We start from the raw sequence: 25,357 nt of genomic DNA on the forward strand, positions 1-25,357 counted from the left end.
CATTGAGCGCCGAGACAACTTCCATGGCACTTCCCGAAACGGCCCCTTCCCTCCCCGCGAACAATAGCCTGGTACCGGCAGACCTGCTCGGCAGGGCGAAAAAGATCCTCTTCATCGCCCATCTGGCGATCGGCGACTACACCTATCTGCAGAACTGCTTCCAGGCTTTCGCCGAAGCGCATCCCGGCATCCAGGTCCACCTCTGGGTGGATGAGGTGCGCCGCACCGCCGATGCCTCGCAATGGGAGCAGTTGAGCAAATACTCGCTCTACGACTGGGTCAGGGCCTGCCCCTGCTTTTCCAGGGTATATACCCGGACCTACAGCCCGGCGCTGTTCGAGGAATCGATCCGCGAGGCGCAGCAGGAAAACTACCCAATCGTCATTTCACTGGCCACGCTGCGGCCGCACCAGTACGCAACGCTGGCGCGCCGTATCAGCCCCGACGGCTTCGTCGCCGGCATGACCAAACCGGCGGGCCTGCTGACGCTGCATCACCGTCTCGCCTACCGCAAGCTGGATGCCGGCATTCCGCCGTATGTCGTGGCGGCGGACGACCCGCAGCACATCAGCGCCGTCTACGCCGGCTGGTTCCGCGAATTGTTCGGGCTCGACATTCCCGAAGCCAGACGCTTTCCTTTCGTGCACGTGCCGCCGGAATGGCGAGAAGATGCCCGCCGCCGGCTGGCGGACTGGGGCTTCCAGCCGCGCAGCGGCAAGCTGGTGCTGATCAACCCCTATGCCAAGACCCACAAGCGCTGCTGGCCGCTGGAGCGCGTGGCGGAACTGATCAACGCCATGCGGTCGCGCGAAGCATGGCGCGATGCCTGCTTCATCATCAACGCGGTGCCGCAGGAACTGGCCAGCGCCCGCCAGTTCCTGGAAACCCGCAAGCTGGAGCGGACAGTGGTGTTCACCGCCGGCGAAAACTTCTTTCAGCTGCCCGCCATGCTGGCCGAATGCGATCTCATCATTTCGGTGGAAACCGCCGTCATGCATCTCGCCAATGCGGTGCATGTGCCGGTGATCGCGCTGATGCGCCAGAAGAATCCGGAGTGGGTGCCGATCGACCGCGAGCACAGCACCGTCATCACCGTTGGCCGCCGCAGCGAATGGGTGAAGGCCATCACCGTTGAACAAGTCATGGAAGCCCTGTCATGAAGACAATCGGCTACGGGCCCGCCTCTGTTCAACCGGCCGCCATATCGGCTCGCTGACCCTTCTTTCCCTGCATCTGGACGTCCTGCATTCAGACGCTGCGCTGGGAATTCATGCGGCGCATTGCCGAGGCAATTTCAGCGCAGGGCCCACGGCTTGCCGTGGCTACGCTTCATTCCGGTGAAAGAAGCGGTAGATATTCAGCCACCATCGGCTTAACGGCATGTTCGCGCCCCGATGTCCGTGGTGTCCGAAGGCATACTTCAATTCTCCCTCGCAGCTGAAGCGGGCTGCCACCTCCACCGGCGCGAAGCGAAAGCCGTTCTGTTCAAGATAGGGCCGCTGGTATTGGCAGATGACGACGTCCTCGTTATCGGTCGCCTGTATGCGCTCGTCGTTTGCGAGGAAATGCTGCAAGCGCTTGCTGCGAAGAGAAAAGCCGCCATTCCCGACCCGGTGGTCACGGTGCGCTTCACCTTTCGTCAGATGGACGGGCCACGGCGCGCCGATATAGTCGTAGTCGAGGAATGCCTGGTCCCACAATGCGGGCTTCCAGACGAAGCCATCCCATTGGGCAACGAGCACATATTCCGTATCGAAGTAACGGTCCAGATCCTTCAACACAAATCTTGAATAGGCCTGGATGGAGCGAAGCTGCTCGATCTTCATCGTCGACGGGTCGCTGGAGTCGAAGTGCGTCAGAAGCTTGGCAGCGCCGAAATTACAATAGAACAGGCAATGGTCGAACGCGCGTTTGGCCCTTTCATAATTCACGCAGTCGATAACGATCAGCGTCACATTGGGCAATTCGAGTTTCTTTACCCTGCCGAACCAGGGGAAGCCGAGCTTGAAGATTTTCTTGCGAATTTTTTGCCGTATCCAGGAGAGCATGTTCGTGCCGTTGAATGGGTGATTTCGGCGCAGCGATTGGCGCGGCGATCGTGTCAGGCCGCAGCTTTCGAAAGCGCCAGCAATCTCTCGCGCTGATGGAGGTGGGAGAACATGATCGCCATGAACAAGGCATAGAAGTTGTCACATGCGCCCCACATGAACATGACATCCGTCAATCCGAAAATCATGTAGCCAACGCTAAGCGTCAGGCCCATTCCCGCCGTCGCCCGCAGCTCGCTGTCCTCGTGCCGCAGCTTCCTGGCGAAGAACAGCAAGGGGACGATGTAGAGCGCCATCAGCCCGATGAGCCCGAAACTGCCCAACGTCGCCATGTTGTAGAAGGTTTCGTTGTGAGAGTGGATCTGGCGCGCGATTACGGGAGAGATCTTCCCTTCCTGCCCCAAGCGCTGCAAGGTCGGCCTGAAGTTTTCCCTGCCGATGCCTATCATCGGATGCTCGGCAAACAGCATCATGGATGTCTTCCACAGACCGAAACGCGTCCCGACCGATGTATCAGACGCGCTGTCCTTGGCGTACACGTTGATGTCCTGCTCGGCGGAATGGATGCGGTTCTGCACCCTCGGGCTCAGGAGGAACAACCCTGTCAGCACTGCCACGCCGAGCAGCGTGATGATGAGCTTCTTCTTGAGTTCAATGTGGTCAAACAGGACAATGGCCACGATAGCGCACAAGAATGGAATCGCCAGCCATGCGCCACGTGTGTCTGAAAGATAAGCCGCGTAAAGCGTGCCAACGCCTGCCAAAATCTTGGCTGCGATCCCGATGCGTTGCGCCAGCGCGCTTCCGCTTTGGTACTTGATCGATAAGATGGAGAAGCACCCCAGCAGCAGCGCCATATCGGCAAATTCGATAATGGGCATAAAGTCCACGTACTGCGCCCGGGTAGTCCCCCCATCCGTAATGATGTACATCTTGACAGTAGACAGGATGGCGCCAAGGACATAGCTCCATTGAAGCCATCGGAACATCTTCTCGCCGCACAGCAGGCAGACCCACGCCACCAAGAAGAACAAGGCCATCCGCGATGGATAATCAAAGGATCGCACGGCGAAATCCTGGGAGATCAACTGATTCGCCAGGATCGCCAGGAACATCCCCGCCATGGCCAAGTGGAATTTCCAGAATTTGCGTACAAAGCCTACAAATTCGGGGAGATGATGATTGGCTCGAAAGAGGATGCAGACCACTGCAACAAAAAGCAGGGAGTAGAAGCCGAGATTGCCGACCTTTCGGCCGATAAGTATCAGGCTCGACGTTGAAAAGAGGATTGAAAAGACAATCCAGTCGAACGGGAAGATTCGATTCTTTGATTGCACGCTACGGCTCACAAGGATCTGAGCGTAAGTTTTCCTTCGCCAGCTGCCGATATGGCAGGTTCCGCTTTGGAAAAATGCGCGTTCTCCAGCACGGCCACCACCTCCCCGACCGTGATCTTGTCTACCCAGTCATCGCGGTTTTTCACGGTGATGACCACGCTGTTTGCCTGATCGATCGGCGCCCATTCCGGGTTCTTCTGACGCATGAGCGCAATCACGGGGACATGTACCGCATTGGCGAGATGCATGACGGCGGTCTCGACGGATACAACCAGACCGCAAAGGCTCAATATGGCGGGCAGTTGGAAAAAGTTCTCTTCCGCACTGAACAGATGGACATGAGCAAGCGCATGCCGTGCAAACAGCTTCTCGGCCCGTTTCAACTCCTCCGGTACGACATTCACAATGAAGCCGGTCTTTCGCCAACCGTCCCGATTGCGCAGCGCCTGAATCAGCTCGATCACTCGCTCAAGCGGCCAGCTGCGCTCGTCGGATTTGGAGAAAGCATTGAGAAATACGGCCTTGCCTGACTCACCGCCGTTGCCATCATTCAAAGAAAAACCCCACGCGGCGAATTGCTGCCGGGCGTAGTCCAACCATTTTTCCGGAATCTGCACGAAAGGAAAACGCGATGCCGGCGAAATGGCGATACCGAAGAGTTTCAGGAACCAGTCGGCGTAAATATCGCTGATATGCTGATTACCACCGTCAGCCGTCACATAAGCCGGAATGAACGCATCCAACTTGCGGTAGATGAGATGCTTTGGAAAGTCGTAGGGTCTCACACGCTTTTTTTGGCCCACGACAAAACCGCGCCGGCTTATCCTGCGTGCAAGGATCGCGTATTTATGTCTTTCGAGGACGGCTAACGAGACGACGATCGGATAGTCATGCGACTGGGCTTCTTCGATCGATTGTTTGAATAAAGCCGGACTGTATGTCTGGTTGTAAACTTTCTCGATGTATGGACATTCAGCCAGCCAGTCGTACAGCGAGTACTTTTTCAAATGCGCCCATTCGGATGCGCGGCGGGTGCGGCGGCGTTCATCCACCCACAGATGAATTTTGATATGCGGGAATGCGTGCGCGAAAGCCTGGAAGCAATTTTGCAGATAAGTGAAATCGCCCAAGGCAAGATGCGCAATGAACAGGACTTTGTCGGATTTCTCCAGCAAAGCGGGGGGAATCAATTGAGTGAACATGAAAGCGTTATTCAGAAGTATCGATCATTGTAACGGCTTCGGAACATGTTCAAAAGACCGCCAATTGCCGCGAAACGTGCATATACCGAAACCGAGTTGCGATGTCAGTCCCGGTATCGGAATGCGCGGCAAAGACTAAGGCAGCGCTACGCCAGGATGGCCGTTGGCCGGATCGCGCCCGAAAAAGCATGCCGATGGGGCAGTTTGGCGCAGTGAGCCGCGCCCAGGCAAGGAAAGTGAATCGCCTCCCGTCCGAATCCTCCGTCAGTAATCGAACCCGACGTTCTTTTGATCCAGCCACTGTGACAGCTTGGCGAGCAGGCTGTCGTCGGCGCGCACCCGCCAGTCGTCGGACAGGCGCAGTTCGCCCAGCGCGCCGTTCTTGGTGTACTGCAGCACCACCGGGCAGGCCGAGGGCGCCAGGTGCGGCTCGATCAGTTCCCGCAGCTTGCGGGCATCGGCCTGGCCGTTCATCGACAGGCGCAAGGCCTTGGCATAGGCGGCCCGGGCACTGGCGATGTCCATCACCTTCTCGGCGGAGATGCGCAGGCCGCCGGAGAAGCGATCCTCCGATACCTTGCCCTGCACCGCCAGGAATTCGTCTTCCTTGAAGAGCGCCCGGTTCGGCTCGTAGAGCTCGTTGAACACCGTCACGTCCACCGTGGCGCTGGAATCGTCCAGCGTGACGATCACCATCTTGCCGCGCTGGGTCATCTGGGTGCGCACCGCCGTGATCACGCCGGCGATCGTGCGCTGCTCGCGCGACGGCTCCAGCTTGGCCAGCGGCGTGCGGGCGAAGCGGCGCGCTTCCGGCGCGTAGGCATGGAACAGATGGCCGGAGAGATAGAAGCCGAGCGCCGCCTTTTCCTCGGTCAGCTTCTGCTTGTCGCTCCAGGGCGCGGTCTTCACATACTCCGGCGGGCCGCTCATGAGTTCGTCGTCGCCGCCGAACAGGCTGACCTGGTTGGCGGAGGCTTCGGCCTGCTCGGCGCTTTCCATCGCCAGGCCGACCGAGGCGATCAGCGTGGCGCGGTCGACGCCGAAGCAGTCGAAGGCGCCGGCGCGGATCAGCGCCTCGATGGTGCGGCGGTTGATCTGGCGCTTGTCGACGCGCTTGACGAAGTCGAACAGGCTGGTGAACGGCGCTTCGCGGCGGGCGGCGATGATCGCTTCCACCGCGCCCTGACCGGTGCCTTTCACCGCGCCCAGGCCGTAGCGGACCTGGGTCGCGCGCTTGCCCGGCTCGCCCACCGGCTTGAAGCGGTAGTCGGACTGGTTGATGTGGGGCGGCAGCAGCTCCAGGCCGCAGACATCGATCGCATCTTCCACCAGGATCTTGATCTTGTCGGTGTCATCCATGGCCAGCGACAAGTTGGCGGCCATGAAGGCGGCGGGATGGTGCGCCTTGAGGTAGGCGGTGTAATAGGACAGCAGCGCGTAGGCGGCGGCGTGCGACTTGTTGAAGCCGTAGCCGGCGAACTTCTCCATCAGGTCGAAGATCTCGTCCGCCTTTTCCTGCGACAGGCCGTTCCTGGCGGCGCCCTCGCGGAAGATCAGGCGGTGCTCCGCCATCTCCTCCGGCTTCTTCTTGCCCATCGCGCGCCGCAGCAGGTCGGCGCCGCCGAGCGAGTAGCCGCCGATCACCTGCGCCATCTGCATCACCTGCTCCTGGTAGACCATGATGCCGTAGGTCTCGGACAGGATGCCCTCGGTGCGGGGATCGGGATAGTCGAACTTCTCGCCGTGCTTGCGGCGGCAGAAGTCGGGGATCAGGTCCATCGGGCCCGGGCGGTACAGCGCCACCAGCGCGATGATGTCCTCGAAGCGGTCCGGACGGGCGTCCTTCAGCATGCCCTGCATGCCGCGGCTTTCAAGCTGGAACACGGCGACTGTCCTGGCCTTGGTCAGCAGCTCGTAGGAAGCGCGGTCGTCGAGCGGCAGCTTGTCCAGCTCGAAGTCCTGCAGCGCTGGGTCGAGGCGCTTGATGTAGCGCACCGCGCGGTCGAGGATGGTGAGGGTGGTCAGGCCTAGGAAGTCGAACTTCACCAGGCCGACCGCCTCCACGTCGTCCTTGTCGTACTGCGACACCACGCCGGCATCGCCGCCCTGGGTGTAGAGCGGGCAGAAATCGGTCAGCTTGCCCGGCGCGATCAGCACCCCGCCGGCATGCATGCCGACGCTGCGGGTGATGCCTTCCACCTGCTGCGCCAGGTCGAGCAGCTGCTTGACCTCCTCCTCCTTTTCCATGCGCTCGGCCAGCAGCGGCTCTTCCTTGAGCGCGTCGGCGATCGTCACCAGCTTGCCCGGCTTGAACGGGATCAGCTTGGACAGGCCGTCGCAGAAGGTATAGCTGAAGTCGAGCACGCGGCCGACGTCGCGCACCGCGCCCTTGGCCGCCATGGTGCCGAACGTGGCGATCTGCGACACCGCCTCCTTGCCGTAGCGCTCCTTCACATACTGGATGACGCGGTCGCGGCCTTCCTGGCAGAAGTCGATGTCGAAGTCGGGCATGGAGACCCGCTCCGGGTTCAGGAAGCGCTCGAACAGCAGGTTGTACTCGAGCGGATCGAGGTCGGTGATCTTCAGCGCGTAGGCCACCAGCGAGCCGGCGCCGGAGCCCCGTCCCGGGCCGACCGGCACGTCGTTGTTCTTGGCCCACTGGATGAAGTCGGCCACGATCAGGAAGTAGCCGGGGAAGCCCATCTTGATGATGGTGTCCGTCTCGAACTTCAGGCGCGCCTCGTAGCGGGGGCGCTCGGCGTTGCGTTTGGCCTCGTCCGGATACAGCTTGTGCAGCCGCTCCTCCAGTCCGTGCTGCGACTGCATCACCAGGAACTGGTCGATGGTCACGCCTTCCGGCGTCGGGAAATTCGGCAGCTTGGGCTTGCCGAGTTCCAGCGTCAGGTTGCAGCGCTTGGCGATCTCGATGGTGTTCTGCATGGCGCCGGGAATGTCGGCGAACAGCGCCGCCATCTCTTCCTGGCTCTTGAAGTACTGCTCATCGTTGAAGCGCTTCACGCGGCGCGGATTGGCCAGGATCTCGCCCTCGGCGATGCAGGTGCGGGCCTCGTGGGCGGTGAACTCCTCCGGCTTCAGGAACTGCACCGGATGGGTGGCCACCACCGGCAGCTCGAGCCTGGCGGCCAGTGCCAGCGCCTGGCGCACATGGTTGTCCATGTTGGGCTGGCCGGCGCGCTGGATCTCGATGTAGTAGCTGTTCGGGAACAGCCGCGCCCAGCGCTGCGCATGCTTCTCCGCCGCTGCCGGGTTGCCGTTGTCGATGCACATGCCGACGTCGCCGTGGTGGGCGCCGGACAGCGCGATCAGGCCGCTGGCGGCGCCATTCTCCAGCCATTCGGCGCGAATCTCGGCGCGGCCGCGATGCAGGTTGGTGAGCCAGGCGCGGGTCAGGAGTTCGCACAGCTGCAGATAGCCGGTGCGGTTCTTCACCAGCAGCAGCAGGCGCGAGGGCTTGTCGCGGTCGTCGTCATTGGTGATCCAGGCATCGCAGCCGCAGATCGGCTTGATGCCCTTGCCGCGCGCCGCCTTGTAGAACTTCACCATGCCGAACAGGTTGGCGAGGTCGGTCACCGCCAGGGCCGGCTGGCGGTCGTCGGCGGCAGCCTTCACCGCATCGTCGATGCGGACCAGGCCATCGACGATGGAGTATTCGGAGTGCAGGCGGAGGTGGATGAATTGCGGCGCGGTCATCTCGCCATTTTACCGCGCCGGACCCGTTCTGCCGTGCAACAGCGCAAGCAAAATTCACTGTTTTCAAAACGGCAAAATACCCCTCGAAAAAATGTGGGTTTTTACCCCGCCGTTTATAATGGCGGCCAATCAAAGACTTGGAGCCTGTTCAGTATCTTTGTGACATGTTCGCAGCTACGCGAACCGGTCGAATGCTAGGCGCGGCGACGCGACGTAGCGGGGCTACGGCAAGGAGCCGCAACGACGCAGGCGGCCGGTTCCCGTGGCTGCCCGAAGGGTTCAAGCAGGAAGGGCGCATTGCGGCGTTGCGGCGCTTGCGCAGGGGTCCACCCTGAGCGGCGCGCCGCGCCTTGCACTGCATACCTTCCTGCTTGAACGCACATGCCACAAAGATACTGAACAGGCTCCTATCCTCATTCCCTTGCACGCGCTCAAGTCCGGCGCCCGGACCGCCCCATGGCGAACCCGGGCTCCGCATCAGCGCTCATGCATTTTTGATATCGACAACGTCATGCAGTCCGCCAACCAGTACGTCAACATCTCCGCCTACAAATTCATCACCTTCGACGACACCGTTGAAAAGCGCCCGGAATTCCTGGCGCGATGCCAGGAACTCAATCTGAAGGGCACCATTCTGCTCAGCCCGGAAGGCATCAACCTGTTTCTCGCCGGTCTGCGCCACGAGATCGACGCCTTCCTCGCCTGGCTGCGCAGCGACGCCCGCTTCGCCGACCTGGAGCCGAAGGAAAGCTTCTCCGACCGCCAGCCGTTCACCCGCATGCTGGTCAAGCTCAAGCGCGAGATCATCACCATGAAGCACCCGCTGATCCAGCCGGAAAAGGGCCGCGCGCCGGCGGTCGACGCGAAGACCCTGAAGCGCTGGCTGGACCAGGGCCACGACGACCAGGGCAAGCCGGTGGTGATGGTGGATACCCGCAACGATTTCGAGGTCGACGTCGGCACCTTCGACCAGACCGTCGATTACCGCATCGAGAAGTTCAGCGAGTTTCCGGACGTGATCGAGAAGCACCGGGAGGAATTCGCCGGCAAGACGGTGGTGACCTTCTGCACCGGCGGCATCCGCTGCGAGAAGGCGGCGATCTACATGCAGAACGTCGGCTACGACAGCGTGTATCAGCTCGAAGGCGGCATCCTGAAGTACTTCGAGGAAGTGGGCGGCGCCCACTACCACGGCGACTGCTTCGTCTTCGACTACCGCACCGCCCTCAATCCGAAGCTGGAGCCGACCGCTACCGTGCAGTGCTTCGCCTGCCGCGCCGTGGTGACGCCGCGCGAGCAGCTCTCGCCGTATTACATTCCCGCCTTCTCCTGCCCGCATTGCAAGAAGGCGATGCGCGAGGACACCGGCATCCCGCGTTCGCAGGAAGCGGCTTAACGCCCCTGCGTCCGCACATGGGCCAGGGCGGCGCGCAGCTGCGCTTCCGGCACCGCGCCGCGCAGCGCCACCGATTGCTCCCATGGCGCGCCGGCGGGCCGCATCAGCATGATGGGCACGCCGGTGATGCCGAAGTCGTGCGCCATGCGTTCATCGTCCAGCACCTGCTGCAGGTGCGTGCCCTTCTCCAGCGCATCGCGCAGGCCGGCCTCCTCCACGCCGGCCTCCTTACCCAGCTCCAGCAAGACTTCCAGCCGGCCGATGTCCCGGCCCTGCTCGAAGAAGCCGCGGAACAGCGCTTCATGCATGGCGTCGAATCGGCCTTGTTCGCGCGCATGGGCCACCGCCTGGAAGGCGAGCCGGCTGCGCGGCTGCACCGGCGGCAGCTTCAGCGCCAGGCCGCGCTCCTCCGCCATCGGGTAAACCGAACGCGCCCACGTCGTGCGCAGGTACTCGCCATGGGGGTCGAGCGTGGGCTTCGGCTCCGGCCGCAGTTCAAAGGCATGCCAGACGATTTCCAGCGCGCTGCCCTCCTCCCGCTGCAGCCGGTTCAGCGCCGGCAATTCCAGGTAGCAGAAGGGACAGACATAGTCGCTCCAGACGTCGATGCGGATGGCTGCGGATGAAGAAGGCGTCGGCATGATCGGTCCCGGAAAGAAGTTCAGGCAAAGGTATTGCGATAGCCGAACAGGCCGACCGAGCCGCCGGTATGCACGAACACCACGTTGTCATTCTTGCCGAAATGGCCTTGCTGGATCAGGCCGATCAGGCCGGCCATGCCCTTGCCGGAGTACACCGGATCGAGCAGGATGCCCTCCAGTCGGGCGGTGAGCCGGATCGCCTCCACCATCTCCGGCGTCGGCAGGCCGTAGCCGGCGCCGACATAGTCGCTGTTGGCGGCCACCGTCTCGCGCGGGATCTCATGCGTCATGCCGAGATGCTTCGCGGTCGCCTGCACCAGGCGGTAGACGTTCTCCTCCTGCGCCTGCTTCGGCGCGCGCACGCTGATGCCCATTACCGGGATGCGGCTGTTGCTCGCCTGCAGACCGGTGACGAGGCCGGCCTGGGTGCCGGTGCTGCCGGTCGCATGCACAACATGGTCGATGCGCAGGCCCATGTCGAAGGACTGGCCGAGCATTTCCTGGGCGCAGACCACGTAGCCGAGCGCGCCGATGGCATTCGAGCCGCCGCCCGGGATTACATAGGGCTTGCGGCCGGCGGCGCGCAGTTCCTGGGCGAAGTCTTCCATCGCCTTCTGCATGTCGGTGCCGGCCGGCAGGCGGGATACGATCTCGGCGCCGAGCAGATTGTCCAGCATGACGTTGCCCGACTGCTCGTAATCCTCGCCGAAGTCCGACACCCTTTTCTCCAGCAGCAGCTTGCAGTCCAATCCATGCTTGGCCGCCGCCGCCGCGGTCTGGCGCGCGTGGTTGGACTGGGTCGCGCCCTGGGTGATGACGACGTCGGCGCCCTGCTGCAGCGCGTCCGCGATGAGGAATTCCAGCTTGCGCGTCTTGTTGCCGCCGCTGGCGAGGCCGGTGCAATCGTCCCGCTTGATGTAAAGCGTGGGACCGCCGAGATGCGCAGAGAGGCGCGGCATCGGTTCGAGCGGCGTCGGCCCGTGGACCAGCCTGACGCGGGGGAAGCGGGAAAGATGCATGACAGTCTCCTTGGAAGCGTGTTGGAAAGTGAAAAATGGGCAGGCCGACCCGTCAGGCCGGCACCGCGGAGATGGGCGGGAAGCCTTGCCGTGTCCAGTTCACCGCGGCGCGCGCCAGCGCCCGGGTCGGATCGACGCTGTCGGCCAGCAGCGGCGAGGCGATCGCATCCAGCGCCACCGGCAATTCGGTGCAGGCCAGGATGCTGCTGCCGGCGCCGCGTTCGCGCAGCAGCCGCAATGCCTGCTCCAGCAAGGGACCGGCCTCGGCCGCGCGGTTTTCCTTCACCAGGCGGATCGCCGGCAGCACCAGTTCGGCGCGCTCCTGCGGCGTGTTGAGGATGAAATCGATGTCCTGCAGCGCCAGACGCTGCTGGTAGACCTCGGCTGCCAGCGTCGCTTCGGTGCCGAGCAGGCCGACCGGCGCATTCAGCAGATGCCGCCGTGCCAGTTCCTCGCCGGCCGCATCGACGATGTGCAGCAGCGGCAGGATGCCGGCGTCGGCCATGTCGTCGAACCAGTGATGCGCGGTATTGCAGGCGATCACCGCGCCGCCGGCGCCGGCGCGCTGCAGGCGCCGCAAGCCCTCGAGCAGCTGCGGCAGCGGCGACACGCCGTTCTCCATGACGGCGGCCACGCGGCAGGGAATCTGAGGCACGCTGTCCACGATCATCGGCACATTGTCCTGGTCCGTTCGCGCGCCGGTTTCCTCGATCACCTTGCGCATGAAATCCACCGTGGCCAGCGGGCCCATGCCGCCGAGCACGCCGAGTATGCTGGGCATCCCACGCTCCTGTAGGCAAAAAGGCATCTTAGCCTAGTTCGCCGGATGACGACTTGCGCCGGCTGCTGATTCCGGAAACAAAAAAGCCAGGCATGCGGCCTGGCTTTCATCGACACGGGAAGCACCGGTCAGAAGCGATAGGAAACGCCGACGCGCACCACCGGGTAGAAGCGGAAATTGCGCAGCTTGTCGTTCAGCGACGCTTCTTCCGCGCGCACGCTGCTGGCAAGCGCATCGCAGGATGCCTGGCCGAAGGTGGCGGCATTGCAGTTGGAACTCAGATGGGCGGTGGGTGAGCCCTGGAACAGCACGCCGAGATCGGAAGTGAAGCCCCAGCCCTTGTCCTTGGCGGCGGCATTGCCCCAGCCGATGCCGAGGTAGGGCGACATCTTGCGGAAGTCGACGTTGCCGTTCAAGGTGCCGACCTGGGCGGCGGTATAGGTGGTGCCATTCAGGGTGAAGCTGCCGCTGGCGTTGGGTCGGCCGACCGCATCGATCTTGTTGTTGTTGTAGACCAGGCCGGCGCTGATGCGGAAGGCGCCCGCCATCGGATGGAAATCGAGCAGCGCGTCGAAGGTTTGCAGCTTGAGCTTGAAGTCGTAGTTGACGTTGGAGGTGCTGCCGTCGAACGAGTAGTTCAGCGCGTTCACGCCGAAACGGGCGTTCAGGTTCTCCTGCAGCGGCACGCTCAGGTGCGCGCCGAGGCCGGTGGTGCCGAGCTCGGCGCTGAGGCCGACGGCCTGAGCGCTGCCGGCGGCGAGCAATGCCAGCGACAGGGCCAGCGCGGAAGTCATCACTTTCATTTGTTCTCTCTCGGGTTGGGGCGCCGCATGCGCATGATGCGGTCGCCGGCGATCGTTGCCGCCGCAGAGATGCTAGTGGAGAACCAAGCGCAAAGGCAACGCGGCAGATGGAAGAGCGCCCGGGTGGCGAGAATCGCGTTGCTCATCCACAACATTGCTTAACAAAGCGGCAGCTGCTTGCTGCAGGAGGCCGGCCATCACCGTAAAAAATAGGGAGGCGGAAATGCAAGATGGGGAAGCCGGCTGGTCCCCGTCCCGAACCCTTGACACCGAGGCACCGCAAGCAGGAAGGCTTATAAAAAATAAAAAGGGGCCAGGCTATTCACCCGACCCCCGTGACGCACCCCAACCGGGGTAAGCGGACCGGCATGGAAGCCACGCCGGCGCGCTTGCAGAGGAAGCCTTACTGCTTGCGGCTGATGAAGCCGCCTACGACTGCGGCATTGGCATTGTTCATCGAGAAAGCGCCGCCGACTTCGTCGGCAGCCGGGCCGAAGAAGCGACCGCTCAGGCCACCGTTCAGCGCGGAAGCGCCGCTGCCGATTGTGGCAGTACCGTTCAGGTAGTTAGTGACGTTCGAACCCGCTGCGCCCATTAGCACCTTGTTGGTGAAGGCCACCGCCGGCAGTGCGGTTCCAGCATCGTTAAAGGTCTTCGGTGCCAGGAACGCGACAGTTACCTCACGGGTTGCAAAGTTCACGGTGACCGTCACGTCGCCGTAAAAGCTGGTCGGCTCCTTGTCCTTGGCATCAGTGTACCAGCCATACGCCCTGCCGCTGTAGGACGCCGTGCCGGTCGTCGGGATGGCGGCGACAGGAGTGGTGCTGCCGAAGGCATTCACGCCGCGGCGGATCTGGTTATGCTCGGCGCCGGTGGCGCCCCACTCGGCGATCTGTACCGTATCCTGGGTGATCCACTGAGCGAGGTTGCCGTAATTGAAGGCGTAGTTGCTCAGGCTGCGGAAGCCCTTGGTGCCGGCACTCGGCGGAGTCGGCGCATGGATGTCGCCATCCTCGTGCATGCGGGATGCCACCAGGCTGTCCGGGATGCTGCTCGTGGTGGGGTTGACGCGCCATTCGCCGGGCGAGTACTGGACGCGGGAGGGCTGGCCTGTGGCAGTCGCGAAATAGATATTGTTGGCGTAGTTGGTTTGTGTGCCTGTCTTGGTAGCGGAGTTGTAATTGTAGAAGGAGGTGTCCGACGCGGCCGGCAGCGCGCTGATCGCGATGCGGCCATCGCTGCCCAGGGTGACGCGGCCGGTCCCGTCGTTGAAGGTTTCAACGGTGGTCGGGGCTTCGGTGCGGCCGTCATAGGTGCCACCGAGCTTGCTCAGGATGAGGCGCGGATTGGACATCACGCCGGCGGTGGATTTGGCCACGCGCACTTCGGAGACGCCGCCGGTGGCGACATCGAAGCCGGTCGGGTTGGCCGGGTCGGCAATGGTGGCGGCAGTGTCGGTGGTCGACTTGCCATAGGCCTGCACGCCGGAGCTGGAGAGGCCGATGCCGTTGTCGACGCGGATGACGCTGCTGCCGCTGCACTGATATTCGGTGCCATCGGCGCAGCTCATCACCAGCGAGGTGCCGGCAGCAACCGCAGCCGGGCCGGCAGTCGCAGTACCGCCGGTGTTCGTGCCGCCGGTGTTCGTGCCGCCGGTGTTCGTGCCACCCGTGTTGGTACCGCCGGTATTGGTGCCGCCGGTGTTTGTGCCGCCCGTGTTGGTGCCGCCGGTATTGGTGCCGGTATTGTTCTTGGTGCTGTCGGTAGCTGCCGAAGTGGAATCGGATCCGCCGCCGCCACCGCAGCCGACGACGGCGAGAGTGACCAGAAGCGACAGAAGCTTACGTGTTGGGGCACGACGACTCATAGAATTCTCCAAATGGGGTTTGTCAACGTTGTCCGCTTCATGCTGCTTGTTGCTTGCGAAGCGGGCACAGGACAGAAGTTATCGAAGAGTCCTGCTGGCAAATTTGACAGCAGACAAAATTCGAATCCACCTGGAAAAAAGTTGAATCGATGTTTGCGTCAGCACAGCTGAGGAAATCTTTTCGCGCCGGCTGGCGTTGCTTGATGCCTGCGCTGCAGGCTCGAGACGCCAGGTTCAGTTCGGCTGCCCATGATTTTTCACAAACATTGCGCGCAATCTGATTTCACGCAAACCACCTTGTGCGGTAGCGAAAGAGCCGCATGTTGCGTCAGCTCAAAGCCGTTGACCGGATCGGGATGGAATCGACTGCTTCCCGGGTGCGGGCTCGGAGGAAGGTTCCGCCGTCGACGGCTGGTCCTGCGGAATCGGATGGTAGGCGGGATTGATGAGCGGATCTTGACCAGGCTGGTCGGTGCGCGGCTGTATCGGCGCCGGCTTGCCGGTATCGGGGCGTCCCGGGGTATCCATGTCGTGCCTCGCGAGATGGCTGATCCGGTTCGACCGGCATCAGCCTCCCGGGTTCACCCCCGGCATGACGACGCCCGCGACGCCTGGCGGCATGGCGGGCGTCGCGCCGTCATTGGGCAACGTCCACGCTGCCGCTTTCGTTCACCTTGCCGGCCACCAGGGTGGCTGAACCGGATGCATCCACGCTGGCCACCGTGTGCGTGCCGGAGCCGGTGATGAACAGCTTGCCCGATCGGTCGATGGTGATGCCGCCGATCGGCTGCGCCACGGCGAACGGACCGCCTACCTGCTGATGCTGACCCGATGGCGTGATGCGATGGATGGTCAGTTCGTCATTGACGAGATAGATGTTGTCGGCGGCATCGACGGTCAGCGCGAAGGCATTGCTGAACAGCGCAGGACCGGTGTCGCTGCGGTAGTTCCCCAGCACCGTCGACACGGTACCGGTCTGCGACGAGACTTTTCGCAGCAGTGCGCTGCCCTCGGGAATGTTCTGCGCCGGCGGGCCGAGCCAGTCGGTGAAGTAAATGTCGCCATTGCTCGCCACGTCGATGCCATGCGGACCGATCAGGCTGGCGCTGCCGGCCGGGCCATCGCTCCTGCCGCGCAGGCCGCGGCTGCCGGCGACGGTGCTGACCGCGCCATCCGGCGCGATCCTGCGGATCAGGTAATTCTCGGCATCGGCGACGAGAACGTTCCCGCCTCCATCCACTGCCAGGCCGTGGGGAAAGTTGAACCGGGCTGCTGAGCCTGCGCCATCCGCGTCGCCGCTCGCCGCCACCGCGCCGGCGAGCGTGGTGACCACGCCCTGCGGGCTGACCTTGCGCACCGCATGCATGTCCGTGACGTACAGATTGCCGCCGCTGTCGATGGCGATGCCGCGCGGGTTGGTGAAGGTGGCGGCGCTGCCGGCGCCATCATTGCTGCCCGCCACGCCGGCGCGTCCGGCCAGAGTCAGCACCCTGCCGTCGGGCGTGATCTGACGGATGGTGAAGTTGCGCCTGTCGGCGACGAACAGATTGCCTTGCGCATCGACGGCGATGCCATCCGGATTGTTGAAGCGCGCTGCCAGCGCACGGCTCGAGGCGGTGCTGGCGTCATCGTTCGCGGCGGACGGCTTCGAATTCGATGCGGGGGCGCTCACCGGATTACCGGATGCGGAGGAAAGCGATGATGCGGCGCCGGTGTCGGCGCCTCCACCGCCGCAGCCGGCGAGAATCAGGGCGAGCGCGCTTGCGGCAATTAGCTTTTGCATGACAACTCCAAGAAAACGTTACGGACCGGCTTCATCCTGCATGCGAAGCCGGGCTTGGCTTCAAGGTAACGTTGAACTTTTTGTTGCCGCTTGCGCTTGCATAAGGGAAGCAATGTGGCGACACGGAACCACATCAAGCGTGGATGCAAAACCCCACCCTATCGCATTGCCATTTTTTTAATCATGCTCTGCATTAATGATCCGATAGATTAAGCGCAAGCTTTCTTCATCCGGGCGGCACGGATTCGCTATCGGCTCTCTGGAATCGCCCCATCGTTCCACCATGTCGAATTTACAGATGGCGATGTAGCGCATGCCCGATGCCGGCAACGGCTGCGTCCATCCGCGTCGGCACGGCAGGCGCTGATGCAGGTCGAAGGAACGCCTGTACGGCGTGGCGCTTGGCGGGGTTGCGACTGCCGGCGATCGGCACCGATATTGCTTCGGCCGTCCCTGCTACCCGCCGCCGCAGTGCGAGCAGGGATTCCTTCATTACCGCAGAGGAGAACTTCATGCAGACCGTTGCCGATATCATGACCCGCGACGTCATGAGCATTTCACCGCAGGAAACCGTGCGCCGCGCGGCACAGTTGATGGACGAATTGAATGTGGGCGCCATCCCGGTATGCGACGGCGCCGAGCTGATCGGCATGGTGACTGATCGCGACATTACCGTGCGCGCCACTTCCGCCGGGCAGTCGCCGGATGAGACCCGGGTGCAGGACGTGATGAGCGCCGACGTGCGCTGGTGCTACGACGACCAGCCGGTGGACGAAGTGATGAACCAGATGCGCGATGCCCAGATCCGCCGCATTCCCGTCATGGACCACGAAACCCGCAACCTGGTTGGCATCGTGTCGCTCGGCGACCTCGCCACCAAGCACTCGGCCGAAGTCGATCACACGCTGGAACGCATTTCGACGCCGGCACAGCCCGATCGCCCGCAACTGAATTCCTGAGCACTGCGGTAACTGGGGCGGTGCTGCCGCATCGGCGCATTCCAAAATCTCGGATGCGGCGCCGCGACGGCGAATTAACATACAGCAGCACTCTCGGACGCGCCGCGTGGGGGCGCGTCGGCCTGCCAGCATCGGCGGGCGTCTTGCGCGACAAGGAGAGCCTGTTCATGAGCCTGCTGTTCACCTGCTCCGTCGATGGCGGTCACCCCGCCGATCTGCGCGTATCCGATCTGCTGGCAAAGCATGAGGTGCGCGCCACCTTCTTCATTCCGCCGCGCCGCCGCGCCGGCCAGCCGTTTTTCACGCGGCAGCAGATGCGCGAACTGGGACAACGCTTCGAGCTCGGCTCGCTCGCGCGCAGCGAGCGCCCGCTTACGGAATTGAGCGCGCGGGAAGCTGGCAGCGACATTTTCGACAGCAAGCGCCGGCTGGAAGATCACCTGGGACGCGCCGTCAGCGGCTTCGCCTATCCCAAAGGCGCGTACCGCCAGCGCGAGATCGACCTGGTGAAAGCCTGCGGCTTCCGCTATGCGCGCAACCTGACGACGCTGCGCATCGATGCCGGCAGCACGCCGTTCGAGATGCCGGTCACCATGCAGTTCTACCCGCATTTCCGCGGCGTCTATCTATGCAGCTTTCTCGGCCACGGCGGCTGGCCGCAACGCTGCGCCGGCCTGCGGCTGGCGTTGCGGCACGTCGGCTGGATGGAGCGGCTGCATGCCATGCTGAATCTGGCGCGGCTCAAGGAAGGCGTGTTCCACCTCCATCTGAAGTCGGCGGAGTTGGAGGCCCTGGCCCTGTGGGCAGCGCTCGATGGCTTTCTGGCCTGCGCGGCGGCATGCACCCCGCCAGGCAACCGGCTCGACAATGAGCAGCTTTTCCTTCGCTAGTTCTTCTATCCGGCGCTGCGCGTCGACGCCGCCTGAGGGCCCAGGCATGCAACCCAATTTGTTGCCAGGTTTATTGCACCGATCTTCAACACCGGCTTAGTCTGAAACGTCTGCTCTGAAACCGTCTTCAAGCAGGCATTTTTTTCCTGCCGAACAGCTTGCTCCCGAAGCTTGCGACGGCCACCACGATGGCGCCGGCGGCGATGCCGACCGCGACGTTGAGCAGCATGGAGACCAGGCCACCGAGGATGGCGCCGGCATGCGGCATCGAATGGACGGCTTCTTCCGAATGATGCACCCAGGCTTGCAGCATCGGTATGCCATGGATGAGGATGCCGCCGCCGACCATGAACATGGCGATGGTGCCCACCACTGACAGCGTCTTCATCATGTAGGGCGCGGCCTTGAGGATCAGGCGGCCGATTCTGCGCTGCCCCTCGCCGTCCCTGCGGCTCAGGTAGAGGCCGGCATCGTCCAGCTTGACGATGCCGGCGACCAGGCCATACACGCCAATCGTCATCACCAGGGCGATGCTGCTCAGCACGATGACCTGGGTCCAGAAAGGCGCGTCCGCCACCGTGCCGAGCGTGATGGCGACGATCTCGGCCGACAGGATGAAGTCGGTGCGCACCGCGCCTTTGATCTTGTCCTTCTCGAAGGCGATGATATCGACCTCCGGATCGGAAACCGCCTTCGCCAGTTCGGCATGGTGCTGCTGGTCCTCGCCGCGGCTGTGCAGAAATTTGTGCGCCACTTTTTCGAAGCCCTCGTAGCAGAGGAAGGCGCCGCCGATCATCAGCAGCGGCGTCACCGCCCACGGCGCGAAGGCGCTGATGAGCAGGGCCGCCGGCACCAGGATCAGCTTGTTCAGCAGCGATCCCTTGCACACCGCCCATACCACGGAGAGTTCGCGGTCGGCCCGGACGCCGGTGACCTGCTGTGCATTGAGGGCTAGATCGTCGCCGAGCACGCCAGTGGTTTTCTTCACCGCCACCTTGGTCATGGTGGCGACGTCATCCAGGATCAGCGAGATATCGTCCAGCAACGCGAGCAGGCTTGCGGCGGCCATAAAAGACTCCTTGACGGGCAATCAATATTACTCAGATGGCAAGCTGCGGCCAAGGTTCGCCTTGCCGCTCCCGGCGCGATGCGAAGCTTGGCCGGCACGCCATGTTAGTCCCACGAAATATTTCCCCGAGGTTTGCATGCGCTTCGAAATCGCACGTAAAATGGCATACATGCGGGTGTAGCTCAATGGTAGAGCAGAAGCTTCCCAAGCTTACGACGAGGGTTCGATTCCCTTCACCCGCTCCAGTCAACCGCATCCGCCCCATTCCCGCCTTTTCCGGCCGCCACGGCTTTCATTGAAGATGCCGTCCGCCAGCGCGATCATCATCACGTTTTCCGGCTTGACAATTCGGCACGCCGCTCGTAAGTTGGAGGCTCAGCATTCCCAAAGGGGAGTAGCCTCACTGCACCAGCCGTCAATACGGGAATCTTCCCCGGCCTGCAGGCAACGGCAACGTTGTGGCAAGACCTTTACCGGCTCGAGGTAAAGGCTTGCTCGCCCCTTCCTCACATGTCTCTTCGCCGGTGCGGCGAATGCCCGATCAATCGATTCACCCAACCGCAAGCTTGGAGGACATTGACGTGGCAAACATCCTGATCCCTATCGACGGTTCGCTGAGCGCCCTGGGCGCGGTCAAGCAAGTCATCAAGAACAGCGCGTTCCAGCCGCAGCCGACCACGGTGCGCCTGTTGAACGTGCAGCCTGTTTTTTCGAAGCACATCACCCGGTTTCTGCGGGAGCGCGAGGTACATGCCTTCCAGACGGACCGTGCGGAACGTGCGCTGGCCGGCGCGGTCGGGATGCTGCAGCAGGCAGGCCTGCCCTACTCCGTGCACGTGCGGCGCGGCAGGATCGTGGAAGCCATTCTTGCCTGCTGCAGCGAAACCCGCTGCGACAGGATCGTCATGGGCACCGCGCCCAAGCATGCGCTGGCGCGCTGGCTGCAGGGCTCCATCATCAACACCGTCATCGCCCGCGCCCACGTGCCGGTGGAAGTGGTGAGCACCGGCGAGGAAACCCTGCTCGACCGCATCGGGGTGCCGGTCAGCATCGGCGCCGGCCTGATGGTGCTGGTGGCGCTCAGCGACTAGCGGGCCTTGCGGAAACGGGTGGTTGGCGCTTGCGCGCAGTCGGGCGAGAGCGTGCGGCGAGACGGCGATGCCTCGCCGGCGGCGGGGTCCTGATGTGGCGGCAGCATGGAATGACCGAAGATTCGGGAATCGGTCGGGCCTACCTCATCTGCGGTAAACTACGCCGCTTTTCCGCCGCGCATTCCGCCCAACCCGCATGTCCGACTCCCATACCCCCAAGGCCTCCGGCAAACCGATGTTCTACGACCCGACGGAGCGCCGCATCCGCAGCTTCGTCACCCGCGCCGGCCGCTTGTCGGACGCTCAGGCCAGGGCCATCGAGACACTCGGTCCGCGATTCTGCCTCCCCTATGCCAAGGACAGGCTGGACCTGGAGGCCGCCTTCGGCCGCGCCGCGCCCACCATTCTGGAGATCGGCTTCGGCATGGGCGAGACCACGGCCGCCATCGCCGCCGGCATGCCGGTGAAAAATTTCCTCGGCGTGGAAGTGCATACGCCCGGCGTCGGCAGCCTGCTCAAGCTGATCGGCGAACGCAACCTCTCCAATCTGCGCATCGTGCAGCACGATGCGGTGGAAGTGCTGACCCACATGGTCGCCCCCGAAGCGCTCGCCGGCGCGCATGTATTCTTCCCTGACCCCTGGCACAAGGCCCGCCACAACAAGCGGCGCCTGATCCAGGGGCCGCTGGTGCAGCTGCTGGCATCGCGCCTGGCGCCGGGCGGTTACCTGCATTGCGCCACCGACTGGCAGGACTATGCCGAGCAGATGCTGCAGGTGCTGAGCGACGAGCCGGCGCTGCGCAATACCGCCGAGGGCTACGCGCCGCGGCCGGACTACCGGCCGGTGACGAAGTTCGAGAACCGCGGCCTGCGGCTCGGCCACGGCGTGTGGGACCTGGTGTTCGTCAAGAAATAGGAAGGAAAAGGAAGCCCTTACCAGCGCTTCCTGATGCGGAAGTCGTGGTCGAGCACGATGCGCGTCGTCGCGATCAGGCTGCTCAGGCCCAGCACCAGCTGGGTCAGCTTCTCGCCCGGCAGCGGCCAGATCTGACCGCGCGGCGGCTCGGTGCCGGTAGCGGCGGCGATCAGCGGCGCAACCCATTCCGCCTCCGGCGTCACGTCAAGCACGATGTCGCCTTCCGGCATGGTATGCATGTAGATTTCTCCGCCGTGGCCCAGCCCGAAGCAAATGCCGTAGCCGGTGGCATTCGGTTTGAGGCCGGCTTCGCGCGCCACGCGCTGCAGGTCGCGGTTGTAGCTGTCCATCCAGGCTTCGACGTCGTAGGTGGTGTCGAGCACGATCCAGGGACGGTCGGACAGGTCGGGGATGTCGTCTTCGGTCATGTCGGGTTCAAATCAATTCACTCACGTTCCAGGTCAGCCCAGTTCCGCGATCAGGGCAACGATTTCCTCGCCATAGGTTTCCAGCTTGTGCTGGCCCACGCCCTGCACGCTGCCCAGTTCTTCCAGCGAACCAGGCTTCGTGCGGGCGATTTCGCGCATGGTGGCATCGTGGAAGATGACATAGGCCGGCACGTTGTGCTTGCGCGCCGTTTCCACGCGCCAGGCGCGCAGCCGCTCGAAGATGGTCTGCTCCGGCCCGGACAGGCCGGCCTGGTCGAAGGCGGCCGCCGAGCGGCCGGTCTGGCGCCGGCTCTTCTGCGGCTTCTGGTAATGCCGCAGCTGCACCTTCTGCTCGCCGCGCAGCACCGGCCGCGCCAGCTCCGTCAGCTTGAGGGCGCTGTAGGCATCATGGTCGATGCTGATCAGGCCGAGGGCGATGGCCTGACGGATGATGGCGCGCCACTCCGCCTCGCCGACGTCGGCGCCGATGCCGAACACCGACAGGCCGTCGTGGCGCCATTGCTTGATCTTGTCGGAATCCACGCCGCGCAGCACGTCGATCACATGGGTGGCGCCGAAGCGCTGCTCGGTGCGGTAGATGGCGGACAGCAGCTTCTGCATCGGCACCGTGCCGTCGAAGGACACCGGCGGATTGAGGCAGGTGTCGCAGTTGCCGCAGGGGTCCGAGGGCTGGCCGAAATAATCGAGCAGGCGCACCCGGCGGCAGCCGAGGGTTTCGCACAGGCCGAGCATGGCGTCAAGCTTGGCGGTCTGCAGGCGCTTGAACTGGATGTCGGCTTCGGATTCATCGATCATGCGGCGCTGCTGCACCACGTCCTGCAGGCCGTAGGCCATCCAGGCGTCGGCCGGCTCGCCGTCGCGCCCGGCGCGGCCGGTTTCCTGGTAGTAGCCCTCGATGCTCTTCGGCAGGTCGAGGTGGGCGACAAAGCGCACGTCCGGCTTGTCGATGCCCATGCCGAAGGCGATGGTGGCCACCATCACGATGCCATCCTCGCGCAGGAAGCGGGCCTGGTTGGCGCTGCGCACCGCCAGCTCCATGCCGGCGTGGTAGGCCAGCGCCTCGACGCCGTTCTGGTTCAGGAAGTCTGCCGTCTCTTCCACCTTCTTGCGCGACAGGCAGTAGACCACGCCGGCCTCGCCGGGATGCTCGTCGCGGATGAAGTCCAGCACCTGCTTGCGGGCATTGGTCTTCTCGACAATTTGATAGCGGATATTGGGCCGGTCGAAGGAAGAGACGAACTGCAATGCGTCGTCCAGCTGCAGCCGGTGCACGATCTCGTCCCGGGTCTGCGGATCGGCGGTGGCGGTGAGCGCGATGCGCGGCACTTCCGGGAAGCGCTCATGCAGTACCGAGAGCTTGATGTACTCCGGCCGGAAATCATGTCCCCATTGCGACACGCAATGCGCCTCGTCGATGGCGAACAAGGCGATCTTCGAGGCCGCCAGCAGGTCCAGGCAGCGCGGCGTCATCAGGCGTTCCGGCGCGACGTAGATCAGGTCCAGGTCGCCGTTGCGCACCGCCCGCTCGGTGCGCATGGCTTCATCGAAGGTCTGGGTGGAATTCAGGAAGGCGGCGCGCACGCCGAGTTCGGCCAGGGCATCGACCTGGTCCTGCATCAGCGCGATCAGCGGCGACACCACCACGCCGACGCCGTCGCGCAGCAGCGCCGGAATCTGATAGCAGAGCGACTTGCCGCCGCCGGTGGGCATGAGCACCAGCGCATCGCCGCCGCGCGCCACCTGGTTCACGATGTCGGCCTGCTGGCCGCGGAACGAGGCGTAGCCGAAGACGGTTTGCAGCACATGCAGGGCGGGATCGGAAGATGCGGGATTCAACATGCTTGGCAAGGAAACGAGGAATGCGCCCGGGCCGTCGGTGGCCCCGGGTTCAGTCGGCCCAGACCACCAGGCCGCTGTAGGCGGTAGCGATCACCACGATGCCGAACACGATCCGGTACCAGGCGAAGACGGTGAAATCATGCGAGCTGATGTAGCGCAGCAGCCAGCGCACGCACAGGAAGGCGGAAACGAAGGCGGCGACGGTGCCTACGGTGAACATGGGGACGTCGGCGGCGGATAGCAAGCCCCTTTCCTTGTACAGCGAGTAGATCGTGGCGGCGAACAGGGTCGGGATGGCAAGAAAAAAGGAAAATTCGGTGGCCGCCTTGCGCGACAGGCCGAACAGCATGCCGCCGATGATAGTGGCGCCGGAGCGGCTGGTGCCGGGGATCAAGGCGAAGGCCTGGGCGCAGCCGACCTTGAGGGCGTCGGCGAAAGTCATATCGTCCACCGATTCGATGCGCGCCGCGGCCGGGTTGGCCCGGTTGCGCTTCTCCACCCACAGGATGATCAGGCCGCCGATGATGAACGCCAAGGCCACCGGCACCGGCGAAAACAGATGCGCCTTGATCGCCTTGTTGAACAGGAAACCCAGCACCGCCGCCGGCAGGAAGGCGATGATCAGGTTCAGCGCGAAGCGGCGCGCCCGGCTGTCGCTGCCGAGGCCGCCGACCACGCCGGCGATGCGGGCGCGGTACTCCCAGCATACGGCCAGCATGGCGCCGGCCTGGATCGCGATCTCGAACACCTTGACCTTGTCGCCGGTGAAATTCAGCAGGCTGCCGGCGAGAATGAGGTGGCCGGTGGAGGAGATCGGCAGGAATTCCGTCAGTCCTTCCACCACGCCCATGATGAGCGCCTTGATCGCGAGAATCAGATCCATGTGTTTTTGATATGGGTTGGGGGGTCAAGAAAAAACCCGCAGAAAATGACTGCGGGTTTTTTTGAAAGCAAGAGCGCGTCATTGTAAACGATGGCGCAGCGCTGTTTCTTGATCCTGCTACCGGACCGGCTCCAAAGTCAGCCGCAAGCCGCTGGCAGTGGTATCGATGGCCGTCAGCGCGAACTGCACGCCGGCATAGCGCAGATCGCCCGGGCGGAAGGTATACAGCACCGCATCGTTGAGCAGTTCCGCCGCCAGGAAGCCGGCCACCTTGGCCATCGGGCCGGAATAGGCGCTGCCCAGCCCGTCGACATTCATGCTTTCCACCTTGGGGTCGGCCAATAGCAGCGCGTTGCGGGCCGCATCCAGCTTGAGGCGGCCGGAGATCGCCATATTGCCCTTCCATGACGATTTCAGGAAAGGCGGCGCGATGGCCGCATCCATGCTGGTCAGCAGCCGGTTGCTCTGGGGCTGCAGGCTGACGCGCGGATTGGACACGCTGACATCGATCAGGTCCAGATAGCGGTTGTTGAACGGGAAACGCGAGGACAGGGTGTCCTGGATTTTCTCCAGCGGGATGTCGACCTGGCGCTGGCCCACCAGGCTGGCGCAGGAAGTCAGCAGCAGCGCCGGCAGGACGGCGGCAAAAAGTGAGAGTTTCATCACGAGCTCC

Annotated in this window: 22 protein-coding genes and 1 tRNA gene; 7 read left to right on the plus strand and 16 right to left on the minus strand. The window is 63.4% G+C overall.

The features are described 5' to 3' along the window. Nucleotides 1-23: 23 nt before the first annotated feature. Entirely contained in the window at nucleotides 24-1,160 is a 1,137-nt protein-coding gene (locus tag CHB88_RS06320) for a glycosyltransferase family 9 protein (RefSeq protein ID WP_089398420.1), read from the plus strand. 162 nt (nucleotides 1,161-1,322) lie between these two features. Here the strand turns inward: CHB88_RS06320 and CHB88_RS06325 are convergent, their stop codons facing one another. From CHB88_RS06325 to dnaE, 4 genes are all read right to left on the minus strand, one after another. Then, complete coding sequence (locus tag CHB88_RS06325; RefSeq protein WP_089398421.1) at nucleotides 1,323-2,048, minus strand: DUF5672 family protein; 726 nt, start codon at nucleotides 2,046-2,048, stop codon at nucleotides 1,323-1,325. 53 nt (nucleotides 2,049-2,101) lie between these two features. Beyond that, a complete protein-coding gene (locus CHB88_RS06330; protein ID WP_143131141.1) occupies nucleotides 2,102-3,385 on the minus strand; it encodes an O-antigen ligase family protein in 1,284 nt (427 codons plus the stop codon). Nucleotides 3,386-3,393: 8 nt separating this feature from the next. Continuing rightward, nucleotides 3,394-4,587: a glycosyltransferase family 9 protein gene (locus CHB88_RS06335; protein ID WP_089398423.1), complete on the minus strand. Its 1,194-nt coding sequence runs from the start codon at nucleotides 4,585-4,587 to the stop codon at nucleotides 3,394-3,396. A gap of 264 nt (nucleotides 4,588-4,851) precedes the next feature. Next, nucleotides 4,852-8,298, minus strand: coding sequence for a DNA polymerase III subunit alpha (dnaE, locus tag CHB88_RS06340; protein ID WP_089398424.1), 3,447 nt, complete (start codon nucleotides 8,296-8,298; stop codon nucleotides 4,852-4,854). Nucleotides 8,299-8,809: 511 nt separating this feature from the next. Between dnaE and CHB88_RS06345 the strand changes: the two genes are divergently transcribed. Further along, complete coding sequence (locus CHB88_RS06345; RefSeq protein ID WP_089398425.1) at nucleotides 8,810-9,694, plus strand: sulfurtransferase; 885 nt, start codon at nucleotides 8,810-8,812, stop codon at nucleotides 9,692-9,694. Here the strand turns inward: CHB88_RS06345 and CHB88_RS06350 are convergent. The 7 genes from CHB88_RS06350 to CHB88_RS06375 all read right to left on the minus strand — a co-directional run bounded on the left by CHB88_RS06350 (nucleotide 9,691) and on the right by CHB88_RS06375 (nucleotide 16,588). Further along, on the minus strand, nucleotides 9,691-10,335 hold the full coding sequence (locus CHB88_RS06350) for a DsbA family oxidoreductase (protein ID WP_089398426.1): 645 nt from the start codon (nucleotides 10,333-10,335) through the stop codon (nucleotides 9,691-9,693). The genes CHB88_RS06345 and CHB88_RS06350 overlap by 4 nt on opposite strands. A 20-nt stretch (nucleotides 10,336-10,355) precedes the next feature. Further along, a complete protein-coding gene (gene cuyA / locus CHB88_RS06355; RefSeq protein WP_089398427.1) occupies nucleotides 10,356-11,354 on the minus strand; it encodes a D-cysteate sulfo-lyase in 999 nt (332 codons plus the stop codon). Nucleotides 11,355-11,406: 52 nt separating this feature from the next. Beyond that, entirely contained in the window at nucleotides 11,407-12,135 is a 729-nt protein-coding gene (cuyB, locus tag CHB88_RS06360) for a cysteate racemase (protein WP_089398428.1), read from the minus strand. A 128-nt stretch (nucleotides 12,136-12,263) separates the two neighbouring features. Next, complete coding sequence (locus CHB88_RS06365; RefSeq protein ID WP_245844771.1) at nucleotides 12,264-12,929, minus strand: AsmA family protein; 666 nt, start codon at nucleotides 12,927-12,929, stop codon at nucleotides 12,264-12,266. Nucleotides 12,930-13,341: 412 nt separating this feature from the next. Further along, the gene (locus CHB88_RS06370) at nucleotides 13,342-14,805 is read right to left on the minus strand and encodes a transferrin-binding protein-like solute binding protein (RefSeq protein WP_089398429.1); all 1,464 of its coding nucleotides are present in this window, start codon (nucleotides 14,803-14,805) and stop codon (nucleotides 13,342-13,344) included. 333 nt (nucleotides 14,806-15,138) lie between these two features. Beyond that, nucleotides 15,139-15,333 (minus strand): hypothetical protein, encoded by a 195-nt coding sequence (locus CHB88_RS24220; protein WP_143131142.1) that lies wholly within the window; start codon nucleotides 15,331-15,333, stop codon nucleotides 15,139-15,141. A gap of 109 nt (nucleotides 15,334-15,442) precedes the next feature. After that, nucleotides 15,443-16,588, minus strand: coding sequence for an NHL domain-containing protein (locus tag CHB88_RS06375; RefSeq protein WP_089398430.1), 1,146 nt, complete (start codon nucleotides 16,586-16,588; stop codon nucleotides 15,443-15,445). A 512-nt stretch (nucleotides 16,589-17,100) separates the two neighbouring features. Between CHB88_RS06375 and CHB88_RS06380 the strand changes: the two genes are divergently transcribed. Together CHB88_RS06380 and CHB88_RS06385 are read left to right on the plus strand one after the other, a co-directional pair. After that, nucleotides 17,101-17,547 (plus strand): CBS domain-containing protein, encoded by a 447-nt coding sequence (locus CHB88_RS06380; protein ID WP_089398524.1) that lies wholly within the window; start codon nucleotides 17,101-17,103, stop codon nucleotides 17,545-17,547. A 167-nt stretch (nucleotides 17,548-17,714) separates the two neighbouring features. Beyond that, nucleotides 17,715-18,437, plus strand: coding sequence for a polysaccharide deacetylase family protein (locus CHB88_RS06385; protein WP_176442339.1), 723 nt, complete (start codon nucleotides 17,715-17,717; stop codon nucleotides 18,435-18,437). A 127-nt stretch (nucleotides 18,438-18,564) separates the two neighbouring features. On the opposite strand, the gene CHB88_RS06390 is transcribed toward CHB88_RS06385, so the two are convergent. Next, the gene (locus CHB88_RS06390; RefSeq protein WP_089398432.1) at nucleotides 18,565-19,506 is read right to left on the minus strand and encodes a DUF808 domain-containing protein; all 942 of its coding nucleotides are present in this window, start codon (nucleotides 19,504-19,506) and stop codon (nucleotides 18,565-18,567) included. 171 nt (nucleotides 19,507-19,677) lie between these two features. Between CHB88_RS06390 and CHB88_RS06395 the strand changes: the two genes are divergently transcribed. From CHB88_RS06395 to trmB, 3 genes are all read left to right on the plus strand, one after another. Beyond that, nucleotides 19,678-19,751: transfer RNA gene (locus CHB88_RS06395), tRNA-Gly, on the plus strand. 336 nt (nucleotides 19,752-20,087) lie between these two features. Then, entirely contained in the window at nucleotides 20,088-20,597 is a 510-nt protein-coding gene (locus CHB88_RS06400) for a universal stress protein (protein WP_176442340.1), read from the plus strand. A gap of 196 nt (nucleotides 20,598-20,793) precedes the next feature. After that, nucleotides 20,794-21,513, plus strand: coding sequence for a tRNA (guanosine(46)-N7)-methyltransferase TrmB (gene trmB, locus CHB88_RS06405; RefSeq protein WP_089398434.1), 720 nt, complete (start codon nucleotides 20,794-20,796; stop codon nucleotides 21,511-21,513). Nucleotides 21,514-21,530: 17 nt separating this feature from the next. Here the strand turns inward: trmB and CHB88_RS06410 are convergent, their stop codons facing one another. From CHB88_RS06410 to CHB88_RS06425, 4 genes are all read right to left on the minus strand, one after another. Beyond that, nucleotides 21,531-21,941: a hypothetical protein gene (locus CHB88_RS06410; RefSeq protein ID WP_089398435.1), complete on the minus strand. Its 411-nt coding sequence runs from the start codon at nucleotides 21,939-21,941 to the stop codon at nucleotides 21,531-21,533. 33 nt (nucleotides 21,942-21,974) lie between these two features. Beyond that, entirely contained in the window at nucleotides 21,975-23,801 is a 1,827-nt protein-coding gene (gene recQ / locus CHB88_RS06415) for a DNA helicase RecQ (protein WP_089398436.1), read from the minus strand. Nucleotides 23,802-23,850: 49 nt separating this feature from the next. Then, entirely contained in the window at nucleotides 23,851-24,684 is an 834-nt protein-coding gene (locus CHB88_RS06420; RefSeq protein ID WP_089398437.1) for an undecaprenyl-diphosphate phosphatase, read from the minus strand. A gap of 117 nt (nucleotides 24,685-24,801) precedes the next feature. Continuing rightward, entirely contained in the window at nucleotides 24,802-25,347 is a 546-nt protein-coding gene (locus tag CHB88_RS06425) for a DUF1439 domain-containing protein (RefSeq protein WP_089398438.1), read from the minus strand. Nucleotides 25,348-25,357 lie beyond the last annotated feature (10 nt).

The organism is Noviherbaspirillum humi (assembly GCF_900188095.1).
Lineage (GTDB): Bacteria > Pseudomonadota > Gammaproteobacteria > Burkholderiales > Burkholderiaceae_D > Noviherbaspirillum > Noviherbaspirillum humi.